Source organism: Enterobacter sp. CCUG 70166, from assembly GCF_020224095.1.
Taxonomy (GTDB): Bacteria; Pseudomonadota; Gammaproteobacteria; order Enterobacterales; family Enterobacteriaceae; genus Enterobacter; species Enterobacter intestinihominis.
In genome coordinates this window covers 17,362-40,465 of sequence record NZ_NRIQ01000041.1, presented here as the reverse complement: position 1 = coordinate 40,465, position 23,104 = coordinate 17,362, and the positions used below count along the sequence as shown (strand labels likewise).

Annotated in this window: 21 protein-coding genes and 1 riboswitch; of the genes, 14 read left to right on the top strand and 7 right to left on the bottom strand. The window is 56.1% G+C overall.

Annotated elements, in window-relative coordinates; translation table 11 throughout:
* The first annotated feature begins 145 nt into the window (after window positions 1–145).
* Together CKK19_RS18275 and CKK19_RS18270 are read left to right on the top strand one after the other, a co-directional pair.
* Window positions 146–811, top strand: a complete 666-nt coding sequence (locus CKK19_RS18275) for a DUF1190 family protein (protein WP_006811983.1) — start codon at window positions 146–148, stop codon at window positions 809–811.
* A gap of 2 nt (window positions 812–813) precedes the next feature.
* Window positions 814–1,974: a glutathionylspermidine synthase family protein gene (locus CKK19_RS18270; RefSeq protein ID WP_022649428.1), complete on the top strand. Its 1,161-nt coding sequence runs from the start codon at window positions 814–816 to the stop codon at window positions 1,972–1,974.
* Window positions 1,975–2,055: 81 nt separating this feature from the next.
* Here the strand turns inward: CKK19_RS18270 and ygiD are convergent, their stop codons facing one another.
* Window positions 2,056–2,844, bottom strand: coding sequence for a 4,5-DOPA dioxygenase extradiol (ygiD, locus tag CKK19_RS18265; RefSeq protein WP_063854112.1), 789 nt, complete (start codon window positions 2,842–2,844; stop codon window positions 2,056–2,058).
* Between the two features lie 130 nt (window positions 2,845–2,974).
* On the opposite strand from ygiD, the gene zupT reads away from it, so the two are divergent.
* From zupT to CKK19_RS18240, 5 genes are all read left to right on the top strand, one after another.
* Window positions 2,975–3,748: a zinc transporter ZupT gene (zupT, locus tag CKK19_RS18260; RefSeq protein WP_022649430.1), complete on the top strand. Its 774-nt coding sequence runs from the start codon at window positions 2,975–2,977 to the stop codon at window positions 3,746–3,748.
* A gap of 266 nt (window positions 3,749–4,014) precedes the next feature.
* On the top strand, window positions 4,015–4,575 hold the full coding sequence (locus CKK19_RS18255; protein ID WP_022649431.1) for a fimbrial protein: 561 nt from the start codon (window positions 4,015–4,017) through the stop codon (window positions 4,573–4,575).
* Between the two features lie 76 nt (window positions 4,576–4,651).
* The gene (locus CKK19_RS18250) at window positions 4,652–7,096 is read left to right on the top strand and encodes a fimbria/pilus outer membrane usher protein (protein ID WP_032621915.1); all 2,445 of its coding nucleotides are present in this window, start codon (window positions 4,652–4,654) and stop codon (window positions 7,094–7,096) included.
* 9 nt (window positions 7,097–7,105) lie between these two features.
* Window positions 7,106–7,867, top strand: coding sequence for a molecular chaperone (locus CKK19_RS18245; RefSeq protein ID WP_063854113.1), 762 nt, complete (start codon window positions 7,106–7,108; stop codon window positions 7,865–7,867).
* Window positions 7,851–8,912 (top strand): type 1 fimbrial protein, encoded by a 1,062-nt coding sequence (locus CKK19_RS18240; RefSeq protein WP_063854114.1) that lies wholly within the window; start codon window positions 7,851–7,853, stop codon window positions 8,910–8,912. The genes CKK19_RS18245 and CKK19_RS18240 overlap by 17 nt, the downstream gene beginning before the upstream one ends.
* A gap of 44 nt (window positions 8,913–8,956) precedes the next feature.
* Here the strand turns inward: CKK19_RS18240 and ribB are convergent, their stop codons facing one another.
* On the bottom strand, window positions 8,957–9,610 hold the full coding sequence (gene ribB / locus CKK19_RS18235; protein WP_003862538.1) for a 3,4-dihydroxy-2-butanone-4-phosphate synthase: 654 nt from the start codon (window positions 9,608–9,610) through the stop codon (window positions 8,957–8,959).
* Between the two features lie 105 nt (window positions 9,611–9,715).
* A riboswitch (FMN riboswitch) is annotated at window positions 9,716–9,866 on the bottom strand.
* A 120-nt stretch (window positions 9,867–9,986) separates the two neighbouring features.
* Between ribB and ubiK the strand changes: the two genes are divergently transcribed.
* A complete protein-coding gene (gene ubiK, locus CKK19_RS18230) occupies window positions 9,987–10,283 on the top strand; it encodes a ubiquinone biosynthesis accessory factor UbiK (protein WP_000566823.1) in 297 nt (98 codons plus the stop codon).
* 114 nt (window positions 10,284–10,397) lie between these two features.
* On the opposite strand, the gene hldE is transcribed toward ubiK, so the two are convergent.
* From hldE to CKK19_RS18215, 3 genes are read right to left on the bottom strand one after another with little or no spacing between them, the layout of a single operon-like run.
* A complete protein-coding gene (gene hldE / locus CKK19_RS18225) occupies window positions 10,398–11,828 on the bottom strand; it encodes a bifunctional D-glycero-beta-D-manno-heptose-7-phosphate kinase/D-glycero-beta-D-manno-heptose 1-phosphate adenylyltransferase HldE (RefSeq protein WP_015571898.1) in 1,431 nt (476 codons plus the stop codon).
* Window positions 11,829–11,868: 40 nt separating this feature from the next.
* Complete coding sequence (gene glnE / locus CKK19_RS18220) at window positions 11,869–14,724, bottom strand: bifunctional [glutamate--ammonia ligase]-adenylyl-L-tyrosine phosphorylase/[glutamate--ammonia-ligase] adenylyltransferase (RefSeq protein WP_225455199.1); 2,856 nt, start codon at window positions 14,722–14,724, stop codon at window positions 11,869–11,871.
* Between the two features lie 21 nt (window positions 14,725–14,745).
* Window positions 14,746–16,047: an inorganic triphosphatase gene (locus tag CKK19_RS18215; RefSeq protein WP_063854115.1), complete on the bottom strand. Its 1,302-nt coding sequence runs from the start codon at window positions 16,045–16,047 to the stop codon at window positions 14,746–14,748.
* Between the two features lie 237 nt (window positions 16,048–16,284).
* Here CKK19_RS18215 and CKK19_RS18210 point away from each other — a divergent pair, with 237 nt between their 5' ends.
* Both CKK19_RS18210 and CKK19_RS18205 read left to right on the top strand, forming a co-directional pair.
* The gene (locus CKK19_RS18210) at window positions 16,285–16,905 is read left to right on the top strand and encodes a TIGR04211 family SH3 domain-containing protein (protein WP_001303390.1); all 621 of its coding nucleotides are present in this window, start codon (window positions 16,285–16,287) and stop codon (window positions 16,903–16,905) included.
* A 60-nt stretch (window positions 16,906–16,965) separates the two neighbouring features.
* The gene (locus CKK19_RS18205; RefSeq protein WP_225455198.1) at window positions 16,966–18,207 is read left to right on the top strand and encodes a multifunctional CCA addition/repair protein; all 1,242 of its coding nucleotides are present in this window, start codon (window positions 16,966–16,968) and stop codon (window positions 18,205–18,207) included.
* A gap of 13 nt (window positions 18,208–18,220) precedes the next feature.
* Here CKK19_RS18205 and bacA read toward each other — a convergent pair whose 3' ends face one another.
* Together bacA and folB are read right to left on the bottom strand one after the other, a co-directional pair.
* On the bottom strand, window positions 18,221–19,042 hold the full coding sequence (gene bacA, locus CKK19_RS18200) for an undecaprenyl-diphosphate phosphatase (protein ID WP_003862545.1): 822 nt from the start codon (window positions 19,040–19,042) through the stop codon (window positions 18,221–18,223).
* 106 nt (window positions 19,043–19,148) lie between these two features.
* Window positions 19,149–19,517, bottom strand: coding sequence for a bifunctional dihydroneopterin aldolase/7,8-dihydroneopterin epimerase (gene folB, locus CKK19_RS18195; RefSeq protein ID WP_063149085.1), 369 nt, complete (start codon window positions 19,515–19,517; stop codon window positions 19,149–19,151).
* A 107-nt stretch (window positions 19,518–19,624) separates the two neighbouring features.
* Here folB and plsY point away from each other — a divergent pair, with 107 nt between their 5' ends.
* The 4 genes from plsY to CKK19_RS18175 all read left to right on the top strand — a co-directional run bounded on the left by plsY (window position 19,625) and on the right by CKK19_RS18175 (window position 23,095).
* On the top strand, window positions 19,625–20,239 hold the full coding sequence (gene plsY / locus CKK19_RS18190; RefSeq protein ID WP_003862548.1) for a glycerol-3-phosphate 1-O-acyltransferase PlsY: 615 nt from the start codon (window positions 19,625–19,627) through the stop codon (window positions 20,237–20,239).
* Window positions 20,240–20,331: 92 nt separating this feature from the next.
* Window positions 20,332–21,798 carry an MFS transporter gene (locus tag CKK19_RS18185; protein ID WP_003862552.1) on the top strand — a complete coding sequence of 489 codons (1,467 nt, stop codon included), beginning with the start codon at window positions 20,332–20,334 and terminating at the stop codon, window positions 21,796–21,798.
* 156 nt (window positions 21,799–21,954) lie between these two features.
* Window positions 21,955–22,782, top strand: a complete 828-nt coding sequence (locus tag CKK19_RS18180) for an urease accessory protein UreD (RefSeq protein ID WP_225455197.1) — start codon at window positions 21,955–21,957, stop codon at window positions 22,780–22,782.
* 10 nt (window positions 22,783–22,792) lie between these two features.
* Complete coding sequence (locus CKK19_RS18175) at window positions 22,793–23,095, top strand: urease subunit gamma (RefSeq protein ID WP_003862556.1); 303 nt, start codon at window positions 22,793–22,795, stop codon at window positions 23,093–23,095.
* Window positions 23,096–23,104 lie beyond the last annotated feature (9 nt).

Here is a 23,104-nt window from a genome sequence, read left to right as displayed (position 1 = left end):
CAGCCCACAGGGAGAGGGAGCACATTAATCCCCCCCGAACGTAAGCCAACGTAAAGATCCCCCGGATTTCGCCCCTCTTCGCTTCATTTTCAACCACTCATCCTCTATCCTGAGCGTTAATACCCCTGGGTCCTGGAAGACAAATATGAAACGGACAAAAACGATGAATCACGCGTCGTTCCGCAAAAGCTGGAACGCACGCCACCTGACACCTGTCGCGCTGGCGGTCACCGCCGTCTTTATGCTGGCAGGCTGTGAGCAAAGCGACGAAACGGTGTCGCTCTATCAAAACGCTGACGATTGTGCGAGCGCAACCGGTAAAGCCGCCGAGTGTACGACGGCCTATAACAACGCCCTGAAAGAGGCAGAACGTACCGCGCCGAAATATGCCTCACGCGAAGACTGTGTAGCCGAATTCGGCGAAGGCCAGTGCCAGCAGGCTCCTGCTCAGGCAGGTATGGCGCCGGAAAACCAGGCGCAGGCACAGTCCAGCGGTAGCTTCTGGATGCCTCTGATGGCGGGTTATATGATGGGCCGTCTGATGAGCGGCGGCGCGGGCTACCAGCAGCAACCGCTGTTTAGTTCTAAAAACCCAAACAGCCCGGCGTACGGTAAATACACCGATGCCACCGGCAAGGGTTACGGTGCGGCAACGCCTGGCCGTACGATGACCGTACCGAAAACCGCGATGGCACCGAAACCAGCCACTACCAGCACCATTACCCGTGGCGGCTTCGGTGAGTCTGTGGCGAAACAAACCACCATGCAGCGTAGTGCGACCGGCTCTTCGACTCGCTCAATGGGCGGCTGATCATGGAACGAGTCAGTATTGTCGAGCGCCCGGACTGGCGCGAAAAAGCCACCGAATACGGTTTCAACTTTCACACCATGTACGGCGAGCCGTACTGGTGTGAAGACGCTTACTATAAGCTCACGCTCGCGCAGGTCGAAAAGCTTGAAGAGGTGACCGCAGAACTGCACCAGATGTGCCTGAAGGTGGTAGAGAAAGTCATCGACAGCGATGAGCTGATGACCAAATTCCGCATTCCGAAGCACACCTGGAGCTTTGTTCGTCAGTCCTGGAAAACGAACCAGCCTTCGCTCTACTCTCGCCTCGATTTGGCATGGGATGGCGTGGGTGAACCGAAGCTTTTAGAAAACAACGCAGATACGCCAACCTCCCTGTACGAAGCCGCGTTCTTCCAGTGGATCTGGCTGGAAGATCAGGCGAATGCCGGAAACTTGCCGGAAGGCAGCGACCAGTTCAACAGCCTTCAGGAAAAACTGATTGAGCGTTTCGCCGAACTGCGTGAACAGCACGGTTTCAACCTGTTGCACCTCGCCTGCTGTCGCGATACCGAAGAAGATCGCGGTACGGTTCAGTATTTGCAGGACTGCGCAGCCGAAGCGGAAGTGGCGACGGAATTCCTCTATATCGAAGAGATCGGTTTAGGTGAAAAAGGTCAGTTTACGGACACGCAGGATCAGGTGATCAGCAACCTGTTCAAGCTCTACCCGTGGGAATACATGCTGCGCGAAATGTTTTCTACCAAGCTGGAAGACGCCGGTGTGCGCTGGCTGGAACCAGCCTGGAAGAGCATTATCTCCAATAAAGCCCTGCTGCCAATGCTGTGGGAGATGTTCCCGAACCACCCGAACCTGCTGCCTGCTTACTTTGCCGAAGATGATTTCCCGCCGATGGAGAAATACGTCGTTAAGCCAATCTTCTCCCGTGAAGGCGCGAACGTCTCGATTATCGAAAACGGTAAAACGCTGGAAGCGGTTGAAGGGCCGTACGGTGAGGAAGGGATGATCGTCCAGGCGTTTTATCAACTGCCGAAGTTTGGCGACAGCTATACGCTGATCGGCAGCTGGCTTATTAACGATCAGCCTGCCGGGATTGGTATTCGCGAAGATCGCGCGCTGATTACGCAGGATCTGTCGCGTTTCTACCCGCATATTTTTATTGAATAAGACTTGCCGGGTGGCGGCTTCGCCTTACCCGGCCTACATGTTGAGCGCAGGCCCGGTAAGCGCAGCGCCACCGGGCATGTTTTACCCCACCTGCACCGACAGCATACTCAAGCTCCCCATCTCAATACCGTCGACCGGTGTTGTGATAACCTCCTGACCATCCCATGCGCCTAATACATACAGCAATGGCAAGAAGTGTTCCGGCGTCGGGTTAGAGAGCGAACCGCCGTCGTGATCCAGATAGTTCACCAAAGGGTGCCGTTCGACCGGCCCTTGCCAGGTCAGGTTGTCTTTTACATAGTCATTAAAGGCTGTTGCCCAAGGGTACGGCGTATTTTCACCGTGCCAGCGTACCGTACGCAGGTTATGCACCACGTTGCCACTGGCAATCAGCATGATGCCCTCATCACGAAGCGAAGCCAGCTTACGCCCCATCTCCATGTGCCAGGCAGCCGGTTTGGTGCTGTCGATACTCAGTTGCACCATCGGGATATCCGCATCAGGATACATCTTAATCAGCACGCCCCACGAGCCATGGTCAAAGCCCCAGGCTTCTTTGTCCAGCGCAACCGGAACAGGGGCGAGCAGATCAACCAGCCGCTGCGCCAGCTCAGGCGAACCGGGGGCCGGATAATGCGTATCGTACAGCGCCTGCGGAAAACCGCCAAAATCATGGATCGTTTTTGGCGCTTCCATGGCCGTCACGCCGGTACCCCGGGTAAACCAGTGCGCAGAGACCACCACAATTGCCTTCGGACACGGTAACGTCTTACCCAGTTGACACCAGGCGCGGGTATAGACGTTATCTTCCAGAACGTTCATGGGGCTGCCATGGCCTAAAAACAGTGCTGGCATACGAGAAGGAGACATGGTGATATCCTTAGAGGAAGTGACAAAGTGATGGGCCTACATTACGCGCATTCAGGTGAAGATGAACGTAGATAACCGTGAAGATCATCATCAGGAAATTTGAATGCCAGATATCGCTTAAGGAGAATGCATGTCAGTACCTTTGATTTTGACCTTACTTGCAGGCGCCGCGACCTTTATCGGTGCGTTCCTTGGGGTACTCGGTCAAAAACCCTCTAATCGCCTGCTGGCCTTCTCGCTGGGTTTCGCCGCCGGGATTATGCTGCTTATCTCGCTGATGGAGATGCTGCCCGCCGCGCTTCACGCCGAAGGGATGTCGCCTGTTCTGGGCTATGGCATGTTTATCATTGGCCTGCTGGGTTATTTTGCACTCGACCGTATCCTTCCTCACGCGCACCCGCAGGATCTAATGCAAAAAAGCGTTGCCCCCATCCCTGGCAATATCAAACGCACGGCCATTCTGCTGACGCTGGGTATCAGCCTGCATAACTTTCCGGAAGGTATCGCCACCTATGTCACGGCCAGCAGCAACCTGGAAATGGGTTTTGGTGTCGCGCTGGCCGTTGCTTTGCACAATATTCCTGAAGGACTTGCCGTTGCCGGGCCCGTTTATGCCGCCACGGGTTCAAAACGTACAGCTGTCTTTTGGGCGGGTATCTCCGGGATGGCTGAAATTCTCGGCGGCGTGCTGGCGTGGCTGATCCTCGGTAGCCTCGTATCCCCGGTTGTAATGGCTGCAATTATGGCTGCCGTGGCCGGAATTATGGTCGCGCTCTCTGTCGATGAGCTGATGCCGCTGGCAAAAGAGATCGATCCCAACAATAACCCAAGCTACGGCGTGCTGTGTGGAATGTCAGTGATGGGGATGAGTTTGGTTCTGCTACAAACGGCAGGTATTGGTTAAGAATTAATGCCTCCGTTTCATACGGAGGCATTATACTATTCAAAATAACAATCCTATATATTTACCCTATAATAACCCACCAAATATAAACCCATTAGAATTTCAAAAAAAGGCGTCTCTTAAGATAGCCTGAAAATATTAATTAAAAGCACCTACAAATATATTTAAGTCACGTTAATCGCGTATTCCCACCCCAATCCGTATACTTTGCAAGTATTCTGAAATTAATATTCACATTATGAATCACTCTGAAAAAGGATATTTCCATGTATATGGGTAAGAAATTACTGTTAGCAGCGGCTATGGCTGGCATTGTGTCGGGTTCTGCTTTTGCTGAAGATCAAGGCTCTGGCAAAATCAAATTCAAAGGTGTTGTTATTGACGCACCGTGCAGCATCGCACCAGACAGCGTTGATAAAGAAGTCGATCTGGGTGAAGTGACTACGGCCGTTATCAACGCCAACAAAAAATCCACGCCGGTTCCGGTCGATATTAATCTGGAAAACTGCCAGCTTGACGATCCGGCAGACGAAACCGACACGCCAATTACCAAAGTGGATGTCACCTTCACCAGCGCAGCGACAGACGCGACAGACACCAGCCTGATGAGTAACACCTATGCAAGTGGTGCGCAGAACGTGGGTGTACGTCTGCTGGATAATGCGGAGGCTGCTATCACGCTGGGAGAATCCAACGAGGTTGAGTTGCTGGCAGGATCAACCACCCAGACGCTGCATTTCAAAGCGGTTATGGAAGTCCCCACGGGTAAAACTGCGACGGCAGGCCAGGTTGAAGCCACGGCTAACTACGTCCTGTTGTACAAATAATTCTGTTACGTAACAGTATTAGCCGACTGGTAATTCATGCCGGTCGGCATCCTTTATATATTCGAGTAACAGGATGATGACATACAAATTACAATGGATAATCATCATTGCATCCCTGTTAATGACGAGACTTACCTCTGCCACTGAATTTAATATAAACGCCATCGATAAAGATCAGCGCGGCAGCGTCGATTTATCACGTTTTAAAGATCAAATATCGGTTACGCCGGGAAGCTATTTCGTTACGGTTTCAGTTAATGATATTCCGCTGGCAAATGGCTGGCTCCTTCGCTGGAGAGAAATAAATAACGCGGTTCAAGTGTGTATTCCTCCCGAACTGGCCGATACATTTGCGTTACAGGATGAGGTTCGTCACGCTTTGCCAGAAAAAGAGGGATGCGTTGATTTCGCCGCCAGACCAGACATCAGATTTACGTTTGAGCAAGATAGCCAATCCCTGAATGTGACGATCCCCCAGGCATGGCTGCAATACCGTGCGGTGGACTGGATGCCGCCATCCACCTGGGACAACGGCGTGCCGGGCGTACTGCTGGATTACAATCTTTTTGCCAGCCATTATCAGCCCAATAGCGGCAGCAGCAATAACAACGCCAATACCTATGGCACCGTCGGTGCGAACATGGGCGCGTGGCGCCTGCGAAGCGATTACCAGTACACGCGAAGCGATACTGAAGCAGGCTCAGAGCAGGATGGCCGTTTTTCACGCGTATATATGTTCCGCCCTCTGCCCTCAATCGGAGCGAAACTGACGCTGGGTGAAACGGATTTCCAGTCCGCAATTTTTGACGCCTTTACCTATACCGGCGCATCGCTAATCAGCGAAGAACGTATGCTGCCATGGTCGCTGCGCGGCTATGCCCCGCAGATTACCGGGATAGCGCAAACCAACGCCACGGTGACCGTAAGCCTTGCCGATCGCGTGATTTACCAAAGTAAAGTGCCACCAGGCCCGTTTGTTATTCAGGATCTTAACCAGTCGGTTCAGGGCACGCTGGACGTCAAAGTCACGGAAGAGGACGGCCGCGTCAGCACCTTCCAGGTCTCTGCCGAGTCCGTGCCGTTTTTAACGCGCAAGGGTCAGGTTCGCTACAAGTTCGCGGCGGGTAAAGCGCGCCAGGGTGCCTCCCATGACGTCGAAGATAACGCCTTCATGAGCGGCGAATTTTCCTGGGGCATGCTGTCACACACCTCCCTGTATGGCGGCACGCTGACTGATGGCGACGGTTATCGTTCCGTCGCTGCCGGGATCGGCCAGAATATGGCCTGGCTGGGGGCGCTCTCTTTTGACGTCACGCAGGCCACCAGCCAGCTGCCACACCAGCGCAGTCAGACGGGTTACAGCTATCGCATTAACTACAGCAAGCGTTTCGATACCACCGGCAGTCAGCTTACGCTTGCCAGCTACCGCTACTCAGACCCCCAGTTTTTGAGCTACGCCCGCTACCTTGATTATGACGACGGTGACCGCCAGTCGGAGAAACAAACCCTGAGCGTGACGGCAAGCCAGTACATTTCAGCGTTATCCCTGAACCTGTACGTCAACATGCTGCGTCAGACATGGTGGAATGATTCACCTTCCACGACCGGCAGCATCACGGCGGGCTACAACTTTGATATGGGCCGCTGGAAGAACCTTGGCGTCACCCTGTCCTGGAGTAAAACGCATTACGATGAGGAAGACGAAAGTGACGATACTCAGTTCTATCTCTCGCTCAGCGTACCGCTCGATCCCGATCATCGTCTTAACTATGACCTGCGTAACAGCGACACGCTGAGTCATAACGTGTCGTGGTATGACACGTCGGATCGCAATAATACCTGGGGCGTTTCCGCAGGCGCGGAGAGCGGAAAGCCAGATTCCGGGGCGCAGGTCAGCGGGAATTATCAGCATTATTCTACGTACGGCGATCTCAATCTCTCAGGCAGCTATAAAGCTGACGAATATAACTCCCTCAGCGCGAGCTGGAGTGGTTCCTTCACCTCAACGGCGAAAGGCGCCGCGCTGCACCGGCGCAGCTACGGTAATGAACCTCGTGTGATGGTCAGCACCGACGGGGTAGGCAATATCCCTCTGAACATGTCGCGAGATGAGACCAACCGTTTTGGCATCGGCGTTTTACCGTCATTCTCCAGCTATTCCCCCTCCAGCGTGCAGGTCAATCTGAACAACCTCCCTGATGGCGTGGACGTAGACAACCGCGTCGTGACCTCAACCTGGACTGAGGGAGCCATTGGTTATCGTCAGATTGCCACGCGCGCAGGTAAGGACGTGACAGGCGTTCTGCGAATGTCATCAGGAGCGCCACCTCTCGGGGCGATTGTTCGCCTGGAAGCAAGCAATTTGCAGGTTGGGATGGTGGCCGATGAAGGCCGCGTCTGGCTGGCCGCCGTTGAGCCAGAACAGCAGTTTCGCGTGACATGGGGCGACAACCAACAGTGTCGCTTCTCGTTACCTTCTCACTTAGAAAACAGTATGCAGTTGATACTGCCGTGTCAGTAAGAAATCATCATGAAATTAACGCCGTTTAAAAGCCTGTGCCTGATGCTAACCAGCACAGCATTTGCTACCCACGCAGCCATTAATCTGGACCGCACGCGCATTGTTTTTCCAGAAAGCGACAAGGCCAGCAGCCTGAAAGTGGACAATCAGAGCAAGGTGCTGCCTTATCTGGCGCTCTCCTGGATTGAAGATGAAAAGGGACAAAAAGAAGATACGCACTTTATGGCGCTTCCCCCCATTCAACGTATCGAAGCGGGCACCTCGTCGCAGATAAGGATTGTTAAACAAGCCGCTACTCGCCAGCTGCCAGGAGACAGGGAATCGCTGTTTTATTTCAACCTGCGTGAAGTACCGCCAAAAAACACCAGCGCCAGCGAGGAGCGCAGCGTGATGCAGGTAGCAATGCAGAGCCGAATTAAGCTGTTCTGGCGTCCAGAAGCGATTAGCAAAAAATCCGGCGAACTGACTGAAATGCGAATGGAAATTTCCGCCAACGCGAATGGGCTCACGGTCCACAACCCTACGCCGTACTACATCACGCTGGCGTGGCTGAGCAAAAATGCTAAAACCATGCTGCCGGGTTTTGACAGTCTGATGATTGCGCCTTTCGCCACGGCAACCGCGTCTACCGGCGATTACCACGGTAGTTATTACAGCATCGGCTATATCGACGATTACGGTGCACTGAAAAAAGTCGACCTGCAATGCACCGGAACGGCGCAATGTAAACTTACCGAACGGAAAATCGATAAAGATGCGAAAGCTCGCTAGTGTCCTGCTTACATTGCTGCTTTCAGCGCTACCTTTGGAAGATGCGATGGCGCTTAACTGTTATCTGGGTGGCTCTGGCGGTTCCGTCGAGGAGACAAAAACGATCTCCCCCTTTGCCATACCCAGCAACGCCCAAATTGGCCAAAAAATATGGGAGTCTGATGACATTAGGATTCCGGTGACGTGTGACAACAACGTCTCGAGCAATTTTAAGCCGGAAGATGTCTTTGCCTGGGTAAATCCTTATCCTGTCGCAACCGATCCCTATTATGAGCTGGGCGTCACCTATGAAGGTATAGATTACGATGCTACAGGTCAGCCCAACGGCGTGGATACCCGCCAGTGTCTGGACAACAATAACATCACTATTTACACCCCTGCTCAAATCCGCCAGATGGGTTGGGAGAATCGCATTTGCTCTGGTAATCCGGATGATATCCATATTTCGCGCACATTCGTCGCCCGATTACGACTTTTCGTGAGAATAAAGGCTGTGCCGCCGCATGGCTATGTCAGTTCGCTCAGCGATTACATCGTTGTGCAATTTGACGGTAAGGGTGGCGTTAATCAGATGGCCGACGCGAAGAACCTGAAGTATCACATCAACGGGCTGCAAAACATTACGGTACTTGATTGCGGGGCGACGTTTAGCATTTACCCTGAGAATCAGGAGATCGACTTCGGCACTTTCAGTGCGCGCGACATTGTGAATCAGCAGAAGCGTATTCGCATGTTTTCAATACGAACCACCAAAGTGCAGGATGCCCAGTGCTCGGACGGATTTAAGATGGACTCGTCATTTTACACAACCGAAACGCTCAGCGCAGACGACACCGCGGTACTGATAGGGAATGGGTTAAAGCTGCGTATTCTTAACGGAACGGAGCCTTACACATTCAACCAGTACAAGGAATACGCCGATTTTACGGGCGATATGATGAATCTTGAGCAAAACTACACGGCTGAACTTTCGCGGGATGAAGGAAAAGCGATTCAGTCCGGGCCGTTTGAAACCGTGGTACTGTTCAAAATTAACTACCACTAGAAACAAAAAAGCCGGGTTTCCCCGGCTTTTTCACATCAGCATGTTCAGCTGGCTTTACGCTCATGCGCCCGGCGGTATTCAACCAGGTCTTCAATCGTCACCACTGGCATATTGTGCAGACGCGCAAAGGTGATGCACTCCGGCGCGCGCGCCATGGTGCCATCATCGTTGGTCAGTTCGCACAGCACGCCTGCGGGTTTGAAGCCAGCCAGCGTCACCAGATCGATGGTCGCTTCGGTATGACCACCACGGGTCAGCACGCCGCCCGGCTGCGCGCGCAGCGGGAAGACATGACCAGGGCGGTGCAGATCGGAGGGTTTTGCACCATCAGCAATCGCTGCACGCACGGTAGTCAGGCGGTCAGCCGCCGACACCCCGGTGGTGACGCCATGTGCCGCTTCAATGGTCACGGTGAAGCCGGTACCAAAGGCGCTGGTGTTGTTTTCAACCATCATCGGCAGATCAAGCTGCTGGCGACGGTCTTCGGTGATGCACAGGCATACGATGCCGCTACCGTGACGGATGGTCAGCGCCATCTGCTCAACGGTCATGTTCTCGGCGGCAAAAATCATGTCGCCTTCGTTTTCACGGTTTTCATCGTCAAGCACCATCACACCGCGGCCTTCGCGCAGTGCATCCAGTGCATGTTCAACACGTTGAGTTGAAGTGCCAAAAGAGGAAAGTAGCGTCTGATTCATGGTAAAAAAACCTCATTAACTTTATGGTTACCAGAATCAGGGCAGTCTTAGGAGCGCCGTACAAGCGGCAAAAAAATAACGTGAGCGGGCCTTGCCCGACTGGATCGTTACTCTCTCCCATCCGGACTCTAACCGTCGGCCCCGGAATTACACCGGATCTGCTGACCTTTGAGAATTCACCCAAAGCGCTCGCGGGCTTTCAGCGTTAAGCTGATTTACCGCCGGTGGGGAATTTCGCCCCGCCCTGAGAATAAGCGAGATAACTATAACGCTATTGATTACCCTGGGCAATGCATAAGCTTCAAACAATTTTGTTTAACCCGCGGCATGACGCGCTACAATAGGCACTAACACCTTTTCATCAAGGGAAACGACAATGATTGACCCAAAGAAAATTGAGCAGATCGCGCGTCAGGTTCATGAGTCCATGCCGAAAGGTATTCGTGAGTTTGGTGATGACGTTGAGAAGAAAATTCGCCAGACGTTGCAGGCACAGTTGGTTCGCCTTGATTTAGTCAGCCGCGAAGAGTTTGACGTGCAGACGCAGGTGCTGCTGCGCACCCGCGAGAAGCTGGCGCTGCTGGAACAGCGTCTGAGCGAGCTGGAGAGCCGCAATGCGCCGGAAGAGGTGAAGCCAGCGCCAGCTATTCCACCGGTGGATGACCAGGCATAGTGCGGCCTGTTGTGCCCGGTGGCGGCTACGCCTTACCGGGCCTACATGAACGCGTAGGTCGGGTAAGGCGCAGCCGCCACCCGACATAAAAAAACGGGCCAACTGGCCCGTTTTTTACTGACTGTCTTTCTGGATCTTCTTAATGATGTTAGTGGTTGAACACCCGTCCTCAAAGTTGAGCACCATCACTTCACCGCCATTCGCCCAGACCTCTTCGCTACCTGCGATTTGCTCTGGCTTGTAATCACCGCCCTTCACCAGAAGGTCAGGCAGAATTCCGGCAATCAGGCGCTGCGGAGTGTCTTCTTCAAATGAGACCACCCAGTCCACCGCTTCCAGCGCGCCGAGCACTATCATGCGCTGCTCCAGCGGGTTCACCGGACGCGTTTCACCCTTCAGTCGTTTGGTTGAGGCATCGCTGTTGACCGCCACAATCAGGCGGTCGCCCAGCTTGCGCGCATTCGCCAGATACGAGACATGACCCGCATGCAGGATGTCGAACACGCCGTTCGTCATCACCACTTTTTCACCGCGTTTGCGCGCGGCGGCAACGGCCACTTTCAGCTCGTCTTCGGTCATGACGCCAAAGCCGGTATCCGCACGCCCACGCACCGCATTTTCCAGCTCGATTGGCGAAACGGTGGAGGTTCCGAGTTTACCGACGACCACGCCCGCCGCGGCGTTCGCGAAGTAGCACGCTTCTTCCAGGGAGTTCCCCGCCGCCAGCGTCGCTGCCAGCACGCCGATCACCGTATCACCGGCACCGGTCACGTCGTACACTTCCTGCGCCTGAGTTGGCATATGCAGCGGCGCCTTGCCCGGTTGCAGCAGCGTCATGCCCTGTTCGGAACGGGTCACCAGCAGCGCAGACAGCTCGAAATCAGCGATGATTTTCATGCCGCGCTCAACCAGCTCTTCTTCAGTTTTGCACTTGCCCGCCACCGCTTCGAACTCAGAGAGGTTGGGCGTCAGCAGGGTTGCGCCGCGATAGCGCTCGAAATCGGTGCCTTTCGGGTCGATCAGCACCGGAACGCTGGCTTTGCGCGCCAGCTGGATCATGGTCTGCACGCTCGCCAGCGCACCTTTGGCATAATCAGACAGCACCAGCGCGCCGATATTGCCCAGCGCCTGGCTAATGCGCTCATGCAGCGGCTCAGGATCAACGCCTTCGAACCCTTCTTCAAAGTCGAGGCGGATCAGCTGCTGGTTACGCGACAGCACGCGCAGCTTGGTGATGGTTGGGTGGGTCGGAACAGAAACGAAGTCGCACTTCACGTTCACGTCCGCCAGCGACTGGCTCAGCGCACGCGCCGCATCGTCAATGCCGGTCAGGCCCACCAGCCGCGAATGCGCGCCCAGCGAGGCTATGTTCATCGCCACGTTTGCCGCGCCGCCTGGACGTTCTTCAATGGTGTCGACCTTAACTACCGGCACCGGCGCTTCCGGAGAGATACGGCTGGTCGGCCCATACCAGTAGCGATCCAGCATCACATCCCCGACAACCATAACTCCAGCACGTTCAAACTCTGGCAGTGTTACTTTCATTCCTGACTCCAGAAAGATTCACAATTTGCGCGCGATAATATCACACTTGTTTTGTTACGCACGGTTCCACCAGCCACTTCTGCCAGCTTGCGGTCACCTGCGCGCGTTCATCGGTGAAACCGTCCAGCGCCACATGGCCCGGCTGTTCCTGTAAGGCCAGATGGTGCAGCTCGTCACGCAGCGTGGTGTAGGCGCGGGTTAATGCCTGCGCCTCCTGCTCATCCATAATGTCGTTCTGCGCCAGCAGTTCCAGTATGCGCACGTTATCCGACCAGCGGGTCAGCTTCGGCTTATCGTGCGCGTGCAACAGCACCAGATACTGAGTGATAAACTCAATATCGGTAATCCCGCCCTCATCAGCTTTGATATCAAAGCGATCGCGATGTTTGTTGCCAAGGTGCGCGCGCATTTTCTCACGCATTTCCCGCACTTCGGTTTGCAGCGTACAGCCTTCGCGCGGGGTCGTCATGACCGCCTTGCGGATCGCATCGAACTGCGTTTTGAGCTGCGGATCGCCGTACACCACGCGGGCGCGCACCAGCGCCTGATGCTCCCACGTCCAGGCTTCGTTCTTCTGATAGTCGGCAAAAGCCTCCGTGGAGGTAACCAGCATGCCTGCCGCGCCGGACGGGCGCAGACGCGCATCCACTTCATACAGAATGCCGGATGAGGTGCGAGTGCTGAACAGGTGCATGATGCGCTGGGCCAGGCGCAGGTAGAACTGCCGCCCGTCGATTTCGCGCTCGCCGTCGGTCATCACGTCAACCGGACAGTCGTGGAGGAAAATCAGATCCAGATCGGAGCTGTAGCCCAGCTCCCAGCCGCCCAGCTTGCCGTAACCCACCACCGCAAAACCGCGGCCTTCACGGTCAGCAAGGTGCTTCGGCTGCCCGTAGCGGGCTACCATTTGCACCCACGCCTGGTGGACTACCGCGTCGATGATCGCTTCCGCCAGCCAGGTTAAGTGATCGCTCACTTTCATTACCGGCAGGGTACCGGCGATATCTGCCGCCGCCACGCGCAACATCTGTGCCTGCTTAAACTGACGCAGCGCCTCAAGCTGTTGCTCTTCGTCCTCTTCCGGCACGCGCAGCAGATACTGACGCAGCTCGTCGCGGTAAGCATCCGTCGCCGTCGGCTGATAGAGCGTATTCGGGTCGAGCAGTTCGTCGAGCAGCAGCGGATAACGCGCCAGCTTGTTCGCCACCATCGGGGAGGCGGCGCAAAGGGAAATCAGATGCTTCAGCGCGCCGGGAAACTCACTTAACAGTTCAAGGTAGGTGGTACGCGTGACGATCCCGCTCAGGAGCGGCATCATGCGCGACAGCGGCACCGGCGCATCCTCGCGGGAGCAGACATCACTCAGCAGATGCGGCATCAGATGATCCAGCACCTGACGACCGCGCGGGCCAATGGCGCGTTTGTTCAGTTCGAGACGGAAATCAGCAATCAACGCCACCACGCGATGGCGGGCATCGTCGCTTAAGTGCGCCAGCACCGGCGTGGTGTCATCTTCCTGAAGCGCGTCCTGCCACAGTTCGCGCCAGTGCTCGGAGAGCGCATCGTCCTGCGATTCACTTTCGTCGTCGCCGATCAGATCGTTAAAGATGCGGCGCACGCCCGCCATATGCGCTTCCAGCCGTTCCGTCAGCGCCGCCCAGTCATCCACCCGCATCCCCCAGGCCAGACGCGCCCGGTTCAGCTCATCGCCCGGTAACGTCTGGGTCTGTTCGTCGTTGATACTTTGCAGCAAATTTTCCAGACGACGCAGGAAGAGATAAGCGTCACGCAGCGTTTGCGCGTCGCCTTCCGGCAGCAGATGCAGCTGATCGATAGCGCTGAGCGTTGGCAGCAGCGAGCGGGATTGCAGAGAAGGTTCGCGCCCGCCGCGTATCAGCTGGAAGACCTGAACGATAAATTCGATCTCACGAATACCGCCCGCGCCGAGCTTGATGTTGTCCTTCAGGCCACGGCGACGCACCTCGCGGGCAATCATCCCTTTCATATTTCGCAGGGACTGGATCACGCTGAAGTCAATGTAGCGGCGGAACACGAACGGGCGCAGCATGGCGCGCAGCTCGTTGGCGTAGGCATCGTCGCTGTCGCCCATGATCCGCGCTTTGACCATCGCGTAACGCTCCCAGTCGCGCCCCTGCTCCTGGTAATAATCTTCCAGCGCGGCAAAGCTCAACACCAGTGGCCCGCTGTCGCCAAACGGACGCAGACGCATGTCCACGCGGTAGACAAAACCATCCTGGGTGGGCTGATCCAGCGCCTTAATCAGCCGCTGGCCGAGGCGGGTAAAGAACTGGGCGTAGTCCAGCTCGCGACGACCGCCGCGCGTGGTGCCGTTTTCCGGCCATGCAAAAATCAGATCGATGTCTGAGGAAAAATTGAGCTCGCAGCCGCCCAGCTTGCCCATCCCCAGTATCAACAGCGGTTGCGGAACCCCGTCTTCGCTGCACGGCGTGCCCCACTCTTTACAGCAGGCGGCGTAGAGCCAGTCCCGCGCGGCGACGATCAGCGTCTGCGCCAGCTCGCTCAACTGCTGCAAGGTGCTCTCTTCACTCACCAGCTCCAGCGCCTGCGCCCAGGCAATGCGTACCATCACCCGGCGGCGGAACTGACGCAGAACGCGCATCAGCGTGGGTTCATCTGCCACCTCTGCCAGCGCGGTTTGCAGCCAGCCAGCATAATGCCGCCACTCGTCAGCCTGCGGCGGCGCGCTTTCCAGCGCTGCCAGCCAGTCCGGGTTAGCGCTGACGCTCTCCTGCACAAAATCACTGAACGTGAGCACGCTTTTCGCCTGCTCGCTTAACGATGACGCGGGTAACGACTCAGGCAGGCGTTCACAAACGGTCTGCCAGTGCTGCTGTAACTGCGAAGAAAGCGGCATATCAGGGGTTCCTTGCCAGAATTAACGTTTTCCGCTGTGCAGCCAGTACGGATCCTGCGAAATGGCCTCGTTGCGGAAATGCTCGATCTCAATCTGCTGACGGGTCTCGATGGCATGCTTAAGCCCCTGCCAGTTCTCCAGCCAGGCCTGCGCCTTCACGCCCTCATACGCACCTGACAGCAGCAACATGCTGTCGATGTTACGCGCCAGGCGGGGAAGCTGATCGCCATACTGGTCGCCCAGCGGATGCGCGAAGGTGGTTCGCAGCTCGGCCGCGTGACGGGAGAGGTGGATATCCGCAAAACGTTTGAAGTTTTCCGCGATTTTAGTCTGCCCTTTCGCATCGAGGAAAATGCGCCAGCCGCGCGTCACCAGAAATTCGGTCAACGCCAGTTTCGCGCTGGCGTTTTGCGGGCTGTAGATCGTCGTTTGTGCCGACACGTCAGAAAGCATCAGCGTTTCGGTTTGAGTGAGCAGATCACGTAAGTGAGCACTGGCTTTACGCGGTACAATACCGCCGAACAGCGCCAGGGTGTGACGCACCAGCCCTATAGCAGCGAGCACCTGTTTTTTGGCATTTTTCACGTTACGCGCCCACAGCTCCTCGTGGTACTGCCACTGAGAGAGCGCCAGCTCCAGCGCCGCTTCCATGCCCTGCTCAACGGAGGCTTTCGGCACAACGCGCAGAATCGGGGTTTCTCGCAGCACGCGCGGCGCATTCCCGGCGGCCAGGTGATAGCCGCGCGCCGCTTTACTCAGGCTGCCCTGACGCAGGCCAGGCTGGTTCACCAGCTTGTGCGCCAGCTTCAGCACGTCGCTCGCCTCACCTTCCAGCAGTTCAAGCTCCAGCTCGCAGATCGGCTCCTGCTCTTCACCAGCCTTAATTTCACCTCGATCAAACGCAATCTCAATGCGGCTCTTGCCTTCCGTCACCAGCCATTTCTCGCGCCAGAAATCGGTGCTGAACAGCGGTTGCGCCTCTGCCGACAGCGTTGCGGGCAGCGTCCCTTCCGGCCACACTTCCGCCGGAAAACGATCCAGCTCAAGTTCTGGCTTACTGATGTCGATATTGTATTCCGGACGCTGGTGCAAACCGCCCACCACGCGACCGGCGATTTTCATCGTCATCTCGTAGCGCCCGTTCGCACCCCGGATGCGCAGGCCCATATCGTGGTTGCGCAGCCAGTTGTCCGGCGTTTCGTAATAGATGTTGAGCAGCTGTACGGGTTCATGGTGCTCGCCGGACAGCGTATTCAGATGCTGGCGGAGCGCGTCAGCGCTGTCTTTTTCGACGATAAACTTTAATTCGATCTCTTGTGCCATAGCCTTGTACTTTTGCGTGCGTCACAGACGCGTCGATGAAGGCGAACTTCCTCGCCATTTGTTTGTCAGTACATAGTATTTTGCGCCAAATTGCCACGCAATGAGCAATTTGACGGGCGTAAAAGTTTAAAGCGGTGGAAATCATGACACAGATGATTCCGATTGATGATGAATCCTTTGCGTAGCGACACTGATACCACTACTATCGTTCCACTTTTTATGAAAATAACGACTGATATGCTTAAATTACGCCTGATTGGACTTACTTTACTCGCTTTTAGCGCCGCAACCGCGGTCCACGCTGAAGAGAAACGTTACGTTTCTGATGAACTGAATACCTGGGTACGCAGCGGCCCTGGAGACAATTATCGCCTCGTGGGTACGGTAAATGCCGGCGAGGAAGTGACTCTGCTGCAAACTAACGCAGACACCAATTACGGTCAGGTTCGTGACAGCTCTGGCCGCACCTCATGGATCCCGCTGAAAGAGCTAAGCACAGTGCCAAGCCTGCGCACCCGCGTGCCGGATCTGGAAAATCAGGTGAAAACCCTGACCGATAAGCTGAACAACATTGACGGTACCTGGAACCAGCGCACCGCAGAGATGCAGCAGAAAGTGGCGCAAAGCGACAGCGTGATCGCCGGCCTGAAAGATGAAAATCAGAAGCTGAAAAATGAGCTGATCGTCGCACAGAAGAAAGTAAACGCCGCTAATCTACAGCTGGATGACAAACAACGCACCATCATCATGCAGTGGTTTATGTATGGCGGCGGCGTACTGGGCGTCGGTCTGGTGCTGGGTCTGGTGCTTCCTCACCTTATCCCAAGCCGTAAACGTAAAGACCGCTGGATGAACTAACTCGTCTTCTCTGCCACACTTACGTATCATCTTGCGAAAAGAGAAAACGGGAGTGTTGGCGTGAAGAGTTATCTGGTCGGTGGTGCGGTACGTGATGCGTTATTAGGTCTGCCGGTCAAAGATAAAGATTGGGTCGTGGTCGGTGCCACGCCCGAAGCGATGATTGACGCGGGCTACCAGCAGGTAGGCCGCGATTTTCCTGTGTTCCTCCATCCGAAAAGCCGCGAAGAGTACGCCCTGGCGCGTACCGAACGGAAATCGGGTTCCGGTTATACCGGCTTCACCTGCTATGCCGCGCCGGATGTCACGCTGGAGCAGGACTTACTGCGCCGCGATCTCACCATTAACGCCCTGGCGCAGGACGAAAACGGACATATCATCGACGCCTACGGCGGCCAGAACGATCTGCGCGATCGTCTTTTACGCCATATTTCCCCCGCCTTTTCTGAAGATCCGCTTCGCGTACTGCGCGTGGCGCGTTTTGCCGCCCGTTATGCCCATCTGAGCTTCCGTATCGCCGACGAGACGATGGCGCTGATGACGGCCATGACCGACGCGGGCGAGCTGGAACACCTGACGCCAGAACGCGTCTGGAAAGAGACCGAAAACGCCCTGACCACCCGCAACCCACAGGTCTTTATCCAGGTTCTGCGCGACTGCGGGGCGCTGAAAGTGCTGTTCCCGGAAATAGACGCGCTGTTTGGCGTGCCCGCCCCGGCGAAATGGCACCCGGAAATTGATACCGGCATTCACACCCTGATGACGCTTAGCATGGCCGCTATGCTCAGCCCTGAAGTGGACGTGCGCTTTTCCACCCTCTGCCATGACCTCGGCAAAGGTTTAACGCCAAAGGAGTTGTGGCCACGCCACCACGGGCACGGTCCGGCTGGCGTAAAGCTGGTTGAAGGGCTTTGCCAGCGCCTGCGCGTGCCGAATGACATTCGCGATCTGGCAAAACTGGTCGCCGAGTTCCACGACCTGATCCACACCTTTCCGATCCTGAAACCCGCCACCATCGTCAGGCTGTTCGATAACATCGACGCCTGGCGCAAGCCGCAGCGCGTGGAGCAAATTGCGCTGACCAGCGAAGCGGACGTGCGCGGTCGTACCGGGTTTGAAGCGTCCGATTATCCGCAGGGTCGTTTGCTGCGCGAGGCGTGGGAAATCGCAAAAGCGGTGCCAACGAAAGAGGTGGTGGAGGCAGGGTTTAAAGGCCCGGAGATCCGCGAAGAGCTGACGAAACGGCGGATTGATGCGGTTGCGGCGTGGAAGGAAAAACGTTGCCCTCAGCCGAAAGACTGAGGGCGGTCGGTCATCAGAAGAAGACCACGTACACGGCAGCCGCGACGATAAAGCGGTAGATCGCGAACGGAATAAACGAGATACGCTTAATCAGTTGCAGGAAGGTTTTGATGGCAATCAGCGCCACGATAAAGGCGGTGATAAAGCCCACGGCGAACATCGGAATGTCGCCTACGGTCAGGAAGCCAATGCTTTTGTAGAGATCCAGTGCGGTGGCGCCCATCATCATCGGTACCGCCAGCAGGAACGAGAACTCAGACGCCGCGTAACGGCTCACGCCCATCAGCATCCCGCCGGAAATGGTTGCCCCTGAACGGGAGAAGCCCGGCCACAGCGCCAGACACTGGAAGCAGCCAATCATAAACGCCTGGCGATACGTCATATCGTCCAGACCTTCTGCACGCGGGGTTTTTGGCTTCAGCACTTCGGCGGCAATCAGCAGGAAGCCGCCGACAACCAGCGCGTACATCACGTTAATCGGGTTGAAGAGCGATTTAATGGTGTCGTGGAACACCAGCCCCAGCACCACCGCCGGGATCATCCCGAGCAGAATATGAATCAGCGTCAGGCGCCCTTTGCCCTCTCCTTCACGCTGCGGCAAACGCCCGAAGTGGATACCGATCAGACCAAACAGACGTCGCCAGAACATCACGACCACCGCCAGGATAGAGCCCAGCTGAATCACCACCTCAAACGTCTTTGCGGTATCGCCTTCAAAGCCCAGGAGATGGCCAACGATAATCATATGGCCCGTACTGGACACCGGCAAAAACTCCGTCAATCCTTCGACCACACCCAGAATTGCCGCCACCAGCAGCGAGTGCATATCGCTCATCTATAAACCCCTAAAAAGATATAAAAAAACGGTGTCCCACGCGGACAACCGTGAAAGATACAGCTTTAAGACCGATATAACCTAAAATGGTTTAGCAATTATGACGTTAAATCTTTCCTTTCAGATTTGTGCCACGCTCGATAATCACGCCCACATTGGCGGCGCGCGCCACCGCGCCCGGCTTGCTTAGTTTGATGCGCACCCACGGGGAGTTAAATTTGCTCAGTAGCAGGTCCGCTACCTCTTCCGCCACGCGTTCCACCAGCGCAAATCGTTGCCCTTCCACGTGGCCGATGACCGCTTCACTGATGTCGGCGTAGCTCAGACAGTCATTCACATCATCGCTTTTTGCTGACTTGCGGTTATCCCAGCCCATTTCGATATCGAACACCAGTTTCTGCTCGATGGTCTGTTCCCAGTCGTAAACACCAATTGTGGTGATTACCGAAAGTTGCTCTATAAATACAATATCCATCACGACCTGCCTGCTTTTTGGCTAAACCGGATACCACTTCCGGCGAATTATGCGTATTATCCACAGATGCTGAGAATACAGATACATTTTCAAAACGGAACAGCGTTATGAGTGCAATCGCGCCTGGAATGATTATCCTCGCCTACCTTTGCGGCTCAATCTCCAGCGCCATTCTGGTCTGCCGCATCGCCGGGTTGCCTGACCCGCGTGAAAGTGGTTCCGGGAATCCGGGGGCGACCAATGTACTACGAATTGGCGGCAAGGGAGCAGCCGTAGCGGTTTTGATTTTTGACGTTCTGAAAGGAATGCTTCCCGTCTGGGGCGCGTATGCGCTCGGCGTCACACCCTTCTGGCTGGGGCTGATAGCCATCGCCGCCTGCGTCGGCCACATCTGGCCTGTTTTCTTTGGTTTTAAAGGCGGTAAAGGCGTGGCCACTGCGTTTGGCGCGATTGCGCCGATCGGCTGGGATCTCACCGGCGTGATGGCGGGCACCTGGCTGCTGACCATCCTGCTGAGCGGTTATTCGTCGCTGGGCGCCATCGTCAGCGCACTGATCGCCCCGTTCTATGTCTGGTGGTTTAAACCGCAGTTTACCTTCCCGGTGTCGATGCTCTCGTGTCTGATCCTGTTGCGCCATCACGACAACATTCAACGCCTGTGGCGTCGTCAGGAAACGAAGATCTGGACGAAGCTCAGACGTAAAAAGAAAGACGCTCAGTAAACCGTTCGTTATGCCTTATAACCAAATGTGATTTTTGTCACCTTCTGCCTGTGGTAACTGTTAGAGACACAACACAACCACACAAAAAGAAAATGGCAGAAATCACAGATTCAACTCCCCTTCCAGCGGCAGCAAACACCCCGGATGGCGACATCAAGTGGGTACGCAGCGCATCGGACGTTTCACGTCTCGTTAATGACGGCTCTCAGGGCCGGGCCAATGCCCGCATCGTGGTCGGTATCGCGCTCGGGGGAATTTTTCTCGATGCCTACGATCTCGGCGCGCTGGCATTCGGCATCAAAGACATCACCCGCGAATTTAACCTGACGCCCGCCGGTACCGGCATGGTGGCTTCAGCCATTACGTTTGGCGCGATTGTCGGGGCGCTGCTCGGCGGCTATCTTACGGATAAAATCGGGCGCTACCGCGTCTTTATGGCCGACATGGTATTCTTTGTCGTTGCCGCTATCGCCTGTGCGCTGGCCCCGAACGAATATGTGCTGGCGGGCGCGCGCTTTGTGATGGGTCTTGGCGTTGGGATCGACCTTCCCGTCGCGATGGCGTTTCTCAGCGAGTTCGCCAGACTGAAAGGCCCGGGGAATAAAGCCTCCAGCGTCGCGATGTGGTGTCCCACCTGGTATGCGGCCATCAGCATCTCTTATCTTCTGGTGCTCTTCTTTTACGCCGTGCTGCCGGAAAGCCACAGCGACTGGCTCTGGCGTCTGATCCTTGGCTTTGGCGCGGTGCCCGCGCTGGTGATTATCGCCATCCGCAGCCGCTATATGAGCGAATCCCCGGTCTGGGCGGCGAATCAGGGCAATCTGAAGGAGGCGGCGTCCATCCTGCGGCAGTCTTACAACATTAATGCCCACGTACCGCAGGATGCGCTCGACCAGCCCGCGCCTGTTGTGAACAAGGCAAAATGGTCGAACTACCTGAACCTGTTCCGCGGTATCTATCTGCGGCGTACCACGCTCGCCACGCTGCTGTCGGTCGTCTCCTCGTTCGCCTATAACGCCGTAGCCTTTGGCCTGCCGGTGATCATCTCCAGCTTCTTTGTGCAGTCGATGCTGACCACCATTCTGATCTCGCTGGCGCTTAATCTGCTGTTCGCGTTTGTCGGCGGGCTGCTGGCGGTGCGCTATGTTCCGCGCTTCGGCGCATGGCGGATGTCACTGGCGGGTTATGCGTGCCAGCTGGCGGCGCTGCTCGGCCTGGCGCTGATTGGCCGCCCTGACGGGTCCACGGAAGGCGTGGTCGCCGTAGCGATGCTGGCGCTGTTCCTGTTTGGCCAAGGTTTTGGTCCGGGTGCGCACACCATGACGTTTGCCTCTCTGAGCTACCCGACCTCGCTGCGCGGTGTGGGTGTGGGGCTTAACCAGACGCTGATGCGCAGCAGTTCAACACTATCACTGTTTCTGTTCCCGCTGCTGGTCGCCTCGCTGGATACCGCCGTGTTCTGGGTGATTGCGCTGGCGCCGTTTATCGGTCTGGCGTCGCTGCTGGCGATCCGCTGGGAGCCTTCGGGGTATGATGTGGATGCAGAGGATTATCGCTAGCCTTTCTTGCCGGGTGGCGCTGCGCTTACCCAGCCTACATTACTGAAACCGGCTCACATGAGCCGGTTTTTTTATCCATAAGCGACTCATATGACAGCCTTCATTTCCGCCAGGGCATACTGAAACGTACCCCGATAGTGCGGAAGTGGAAGCACCATGTTAGCAACTCAGGTCACTGATAATTCATACAAAGGCTGGCAGGCCACGCTTGCCCTCCAGTTTTGTTATACCCCTGAGAAAACCCTCCTCCATTCCGCGCGTCACACCGGGCCGCTCACCGTTCAGCGCCCGTTTTATCCCGAAGGGGAAACCTGTCACCTTTACCTGCTGCATCCACCAGGCGGGATTGTGGGCGGGGATACGCTGGATATTTCCGTGCGGCTCGACGCCAAAAGCCATGCCCTCATCACCATGCCCGGCGCCAGCAAGTTCTATCGCAGCAGCGGCACGCAGGCCTGTCTGAATCAGCATTTTTACCTCGACGAAGAGGCCACGCTGGAGTGGCTGCCGCAGGACACCATAATTTTCCCCGGCGCTAACGCCGCGCTGCGTTCCGTCTTCCACCTTAAGGCCACCAGCACGCTGCTGGCGTGGGAGCTGTACTCTCTGGGCCGTCCGGTGATAAACGAATCCTTCAGCCACGGCACGCTGGAGAGCCGCCTTGAGGTGTGGGTGGATGGCGAGCCGCGTTTGATTGAGCGACTGCATCTTAGCGATGGCGATCTGTTGCCCGTCGCAGGCCATTCGTGGGTCGGCACGCTGCTGTTCTACCCGGCCCGGGAAGCTCATCTTGATACAGTGCGCGAGCGGCTCGCCCCGCTGGAAAACTTTGGCGGGGCGACGCTCACCGACGACCTGCTGTCGGTGCGTTTTCTCTCCCACGACAACCTCATTTGCCAGCGGGTGATGCGCGATATCTGGCAGTCGCTTCGCCCGCTTTTAACCCCCAAAACCGCCTGTTCGCCGCGTATCTGGCAGACATAAGAGAAACGCTATGGAACTGACTCCCAGAGAAAAAGACAAGCTGTTGCTGTTCACCGCCGCGCTGGTTGCCGAACGCCGCCTCGCGCGCGGGGTAAAGCTCAACTACCCGGAATCGGTCGCGCTGATCAGCGCCTTTATTATGGAAGGCGCGCGCGATGGCGAAACCGTCGCCTCGCTGATGGAAGCCGGCCGCCACGTCCTGACGCGCGATCAGGTGATGGAGGGCGTGCCGGAGATGATCCCGGATATCCAGGTGGAAGCCACCTTCCCGGACGGATCCAAGCTCGTCACCGTCCACAATCCGATCGTGTAAGGAGCGCGT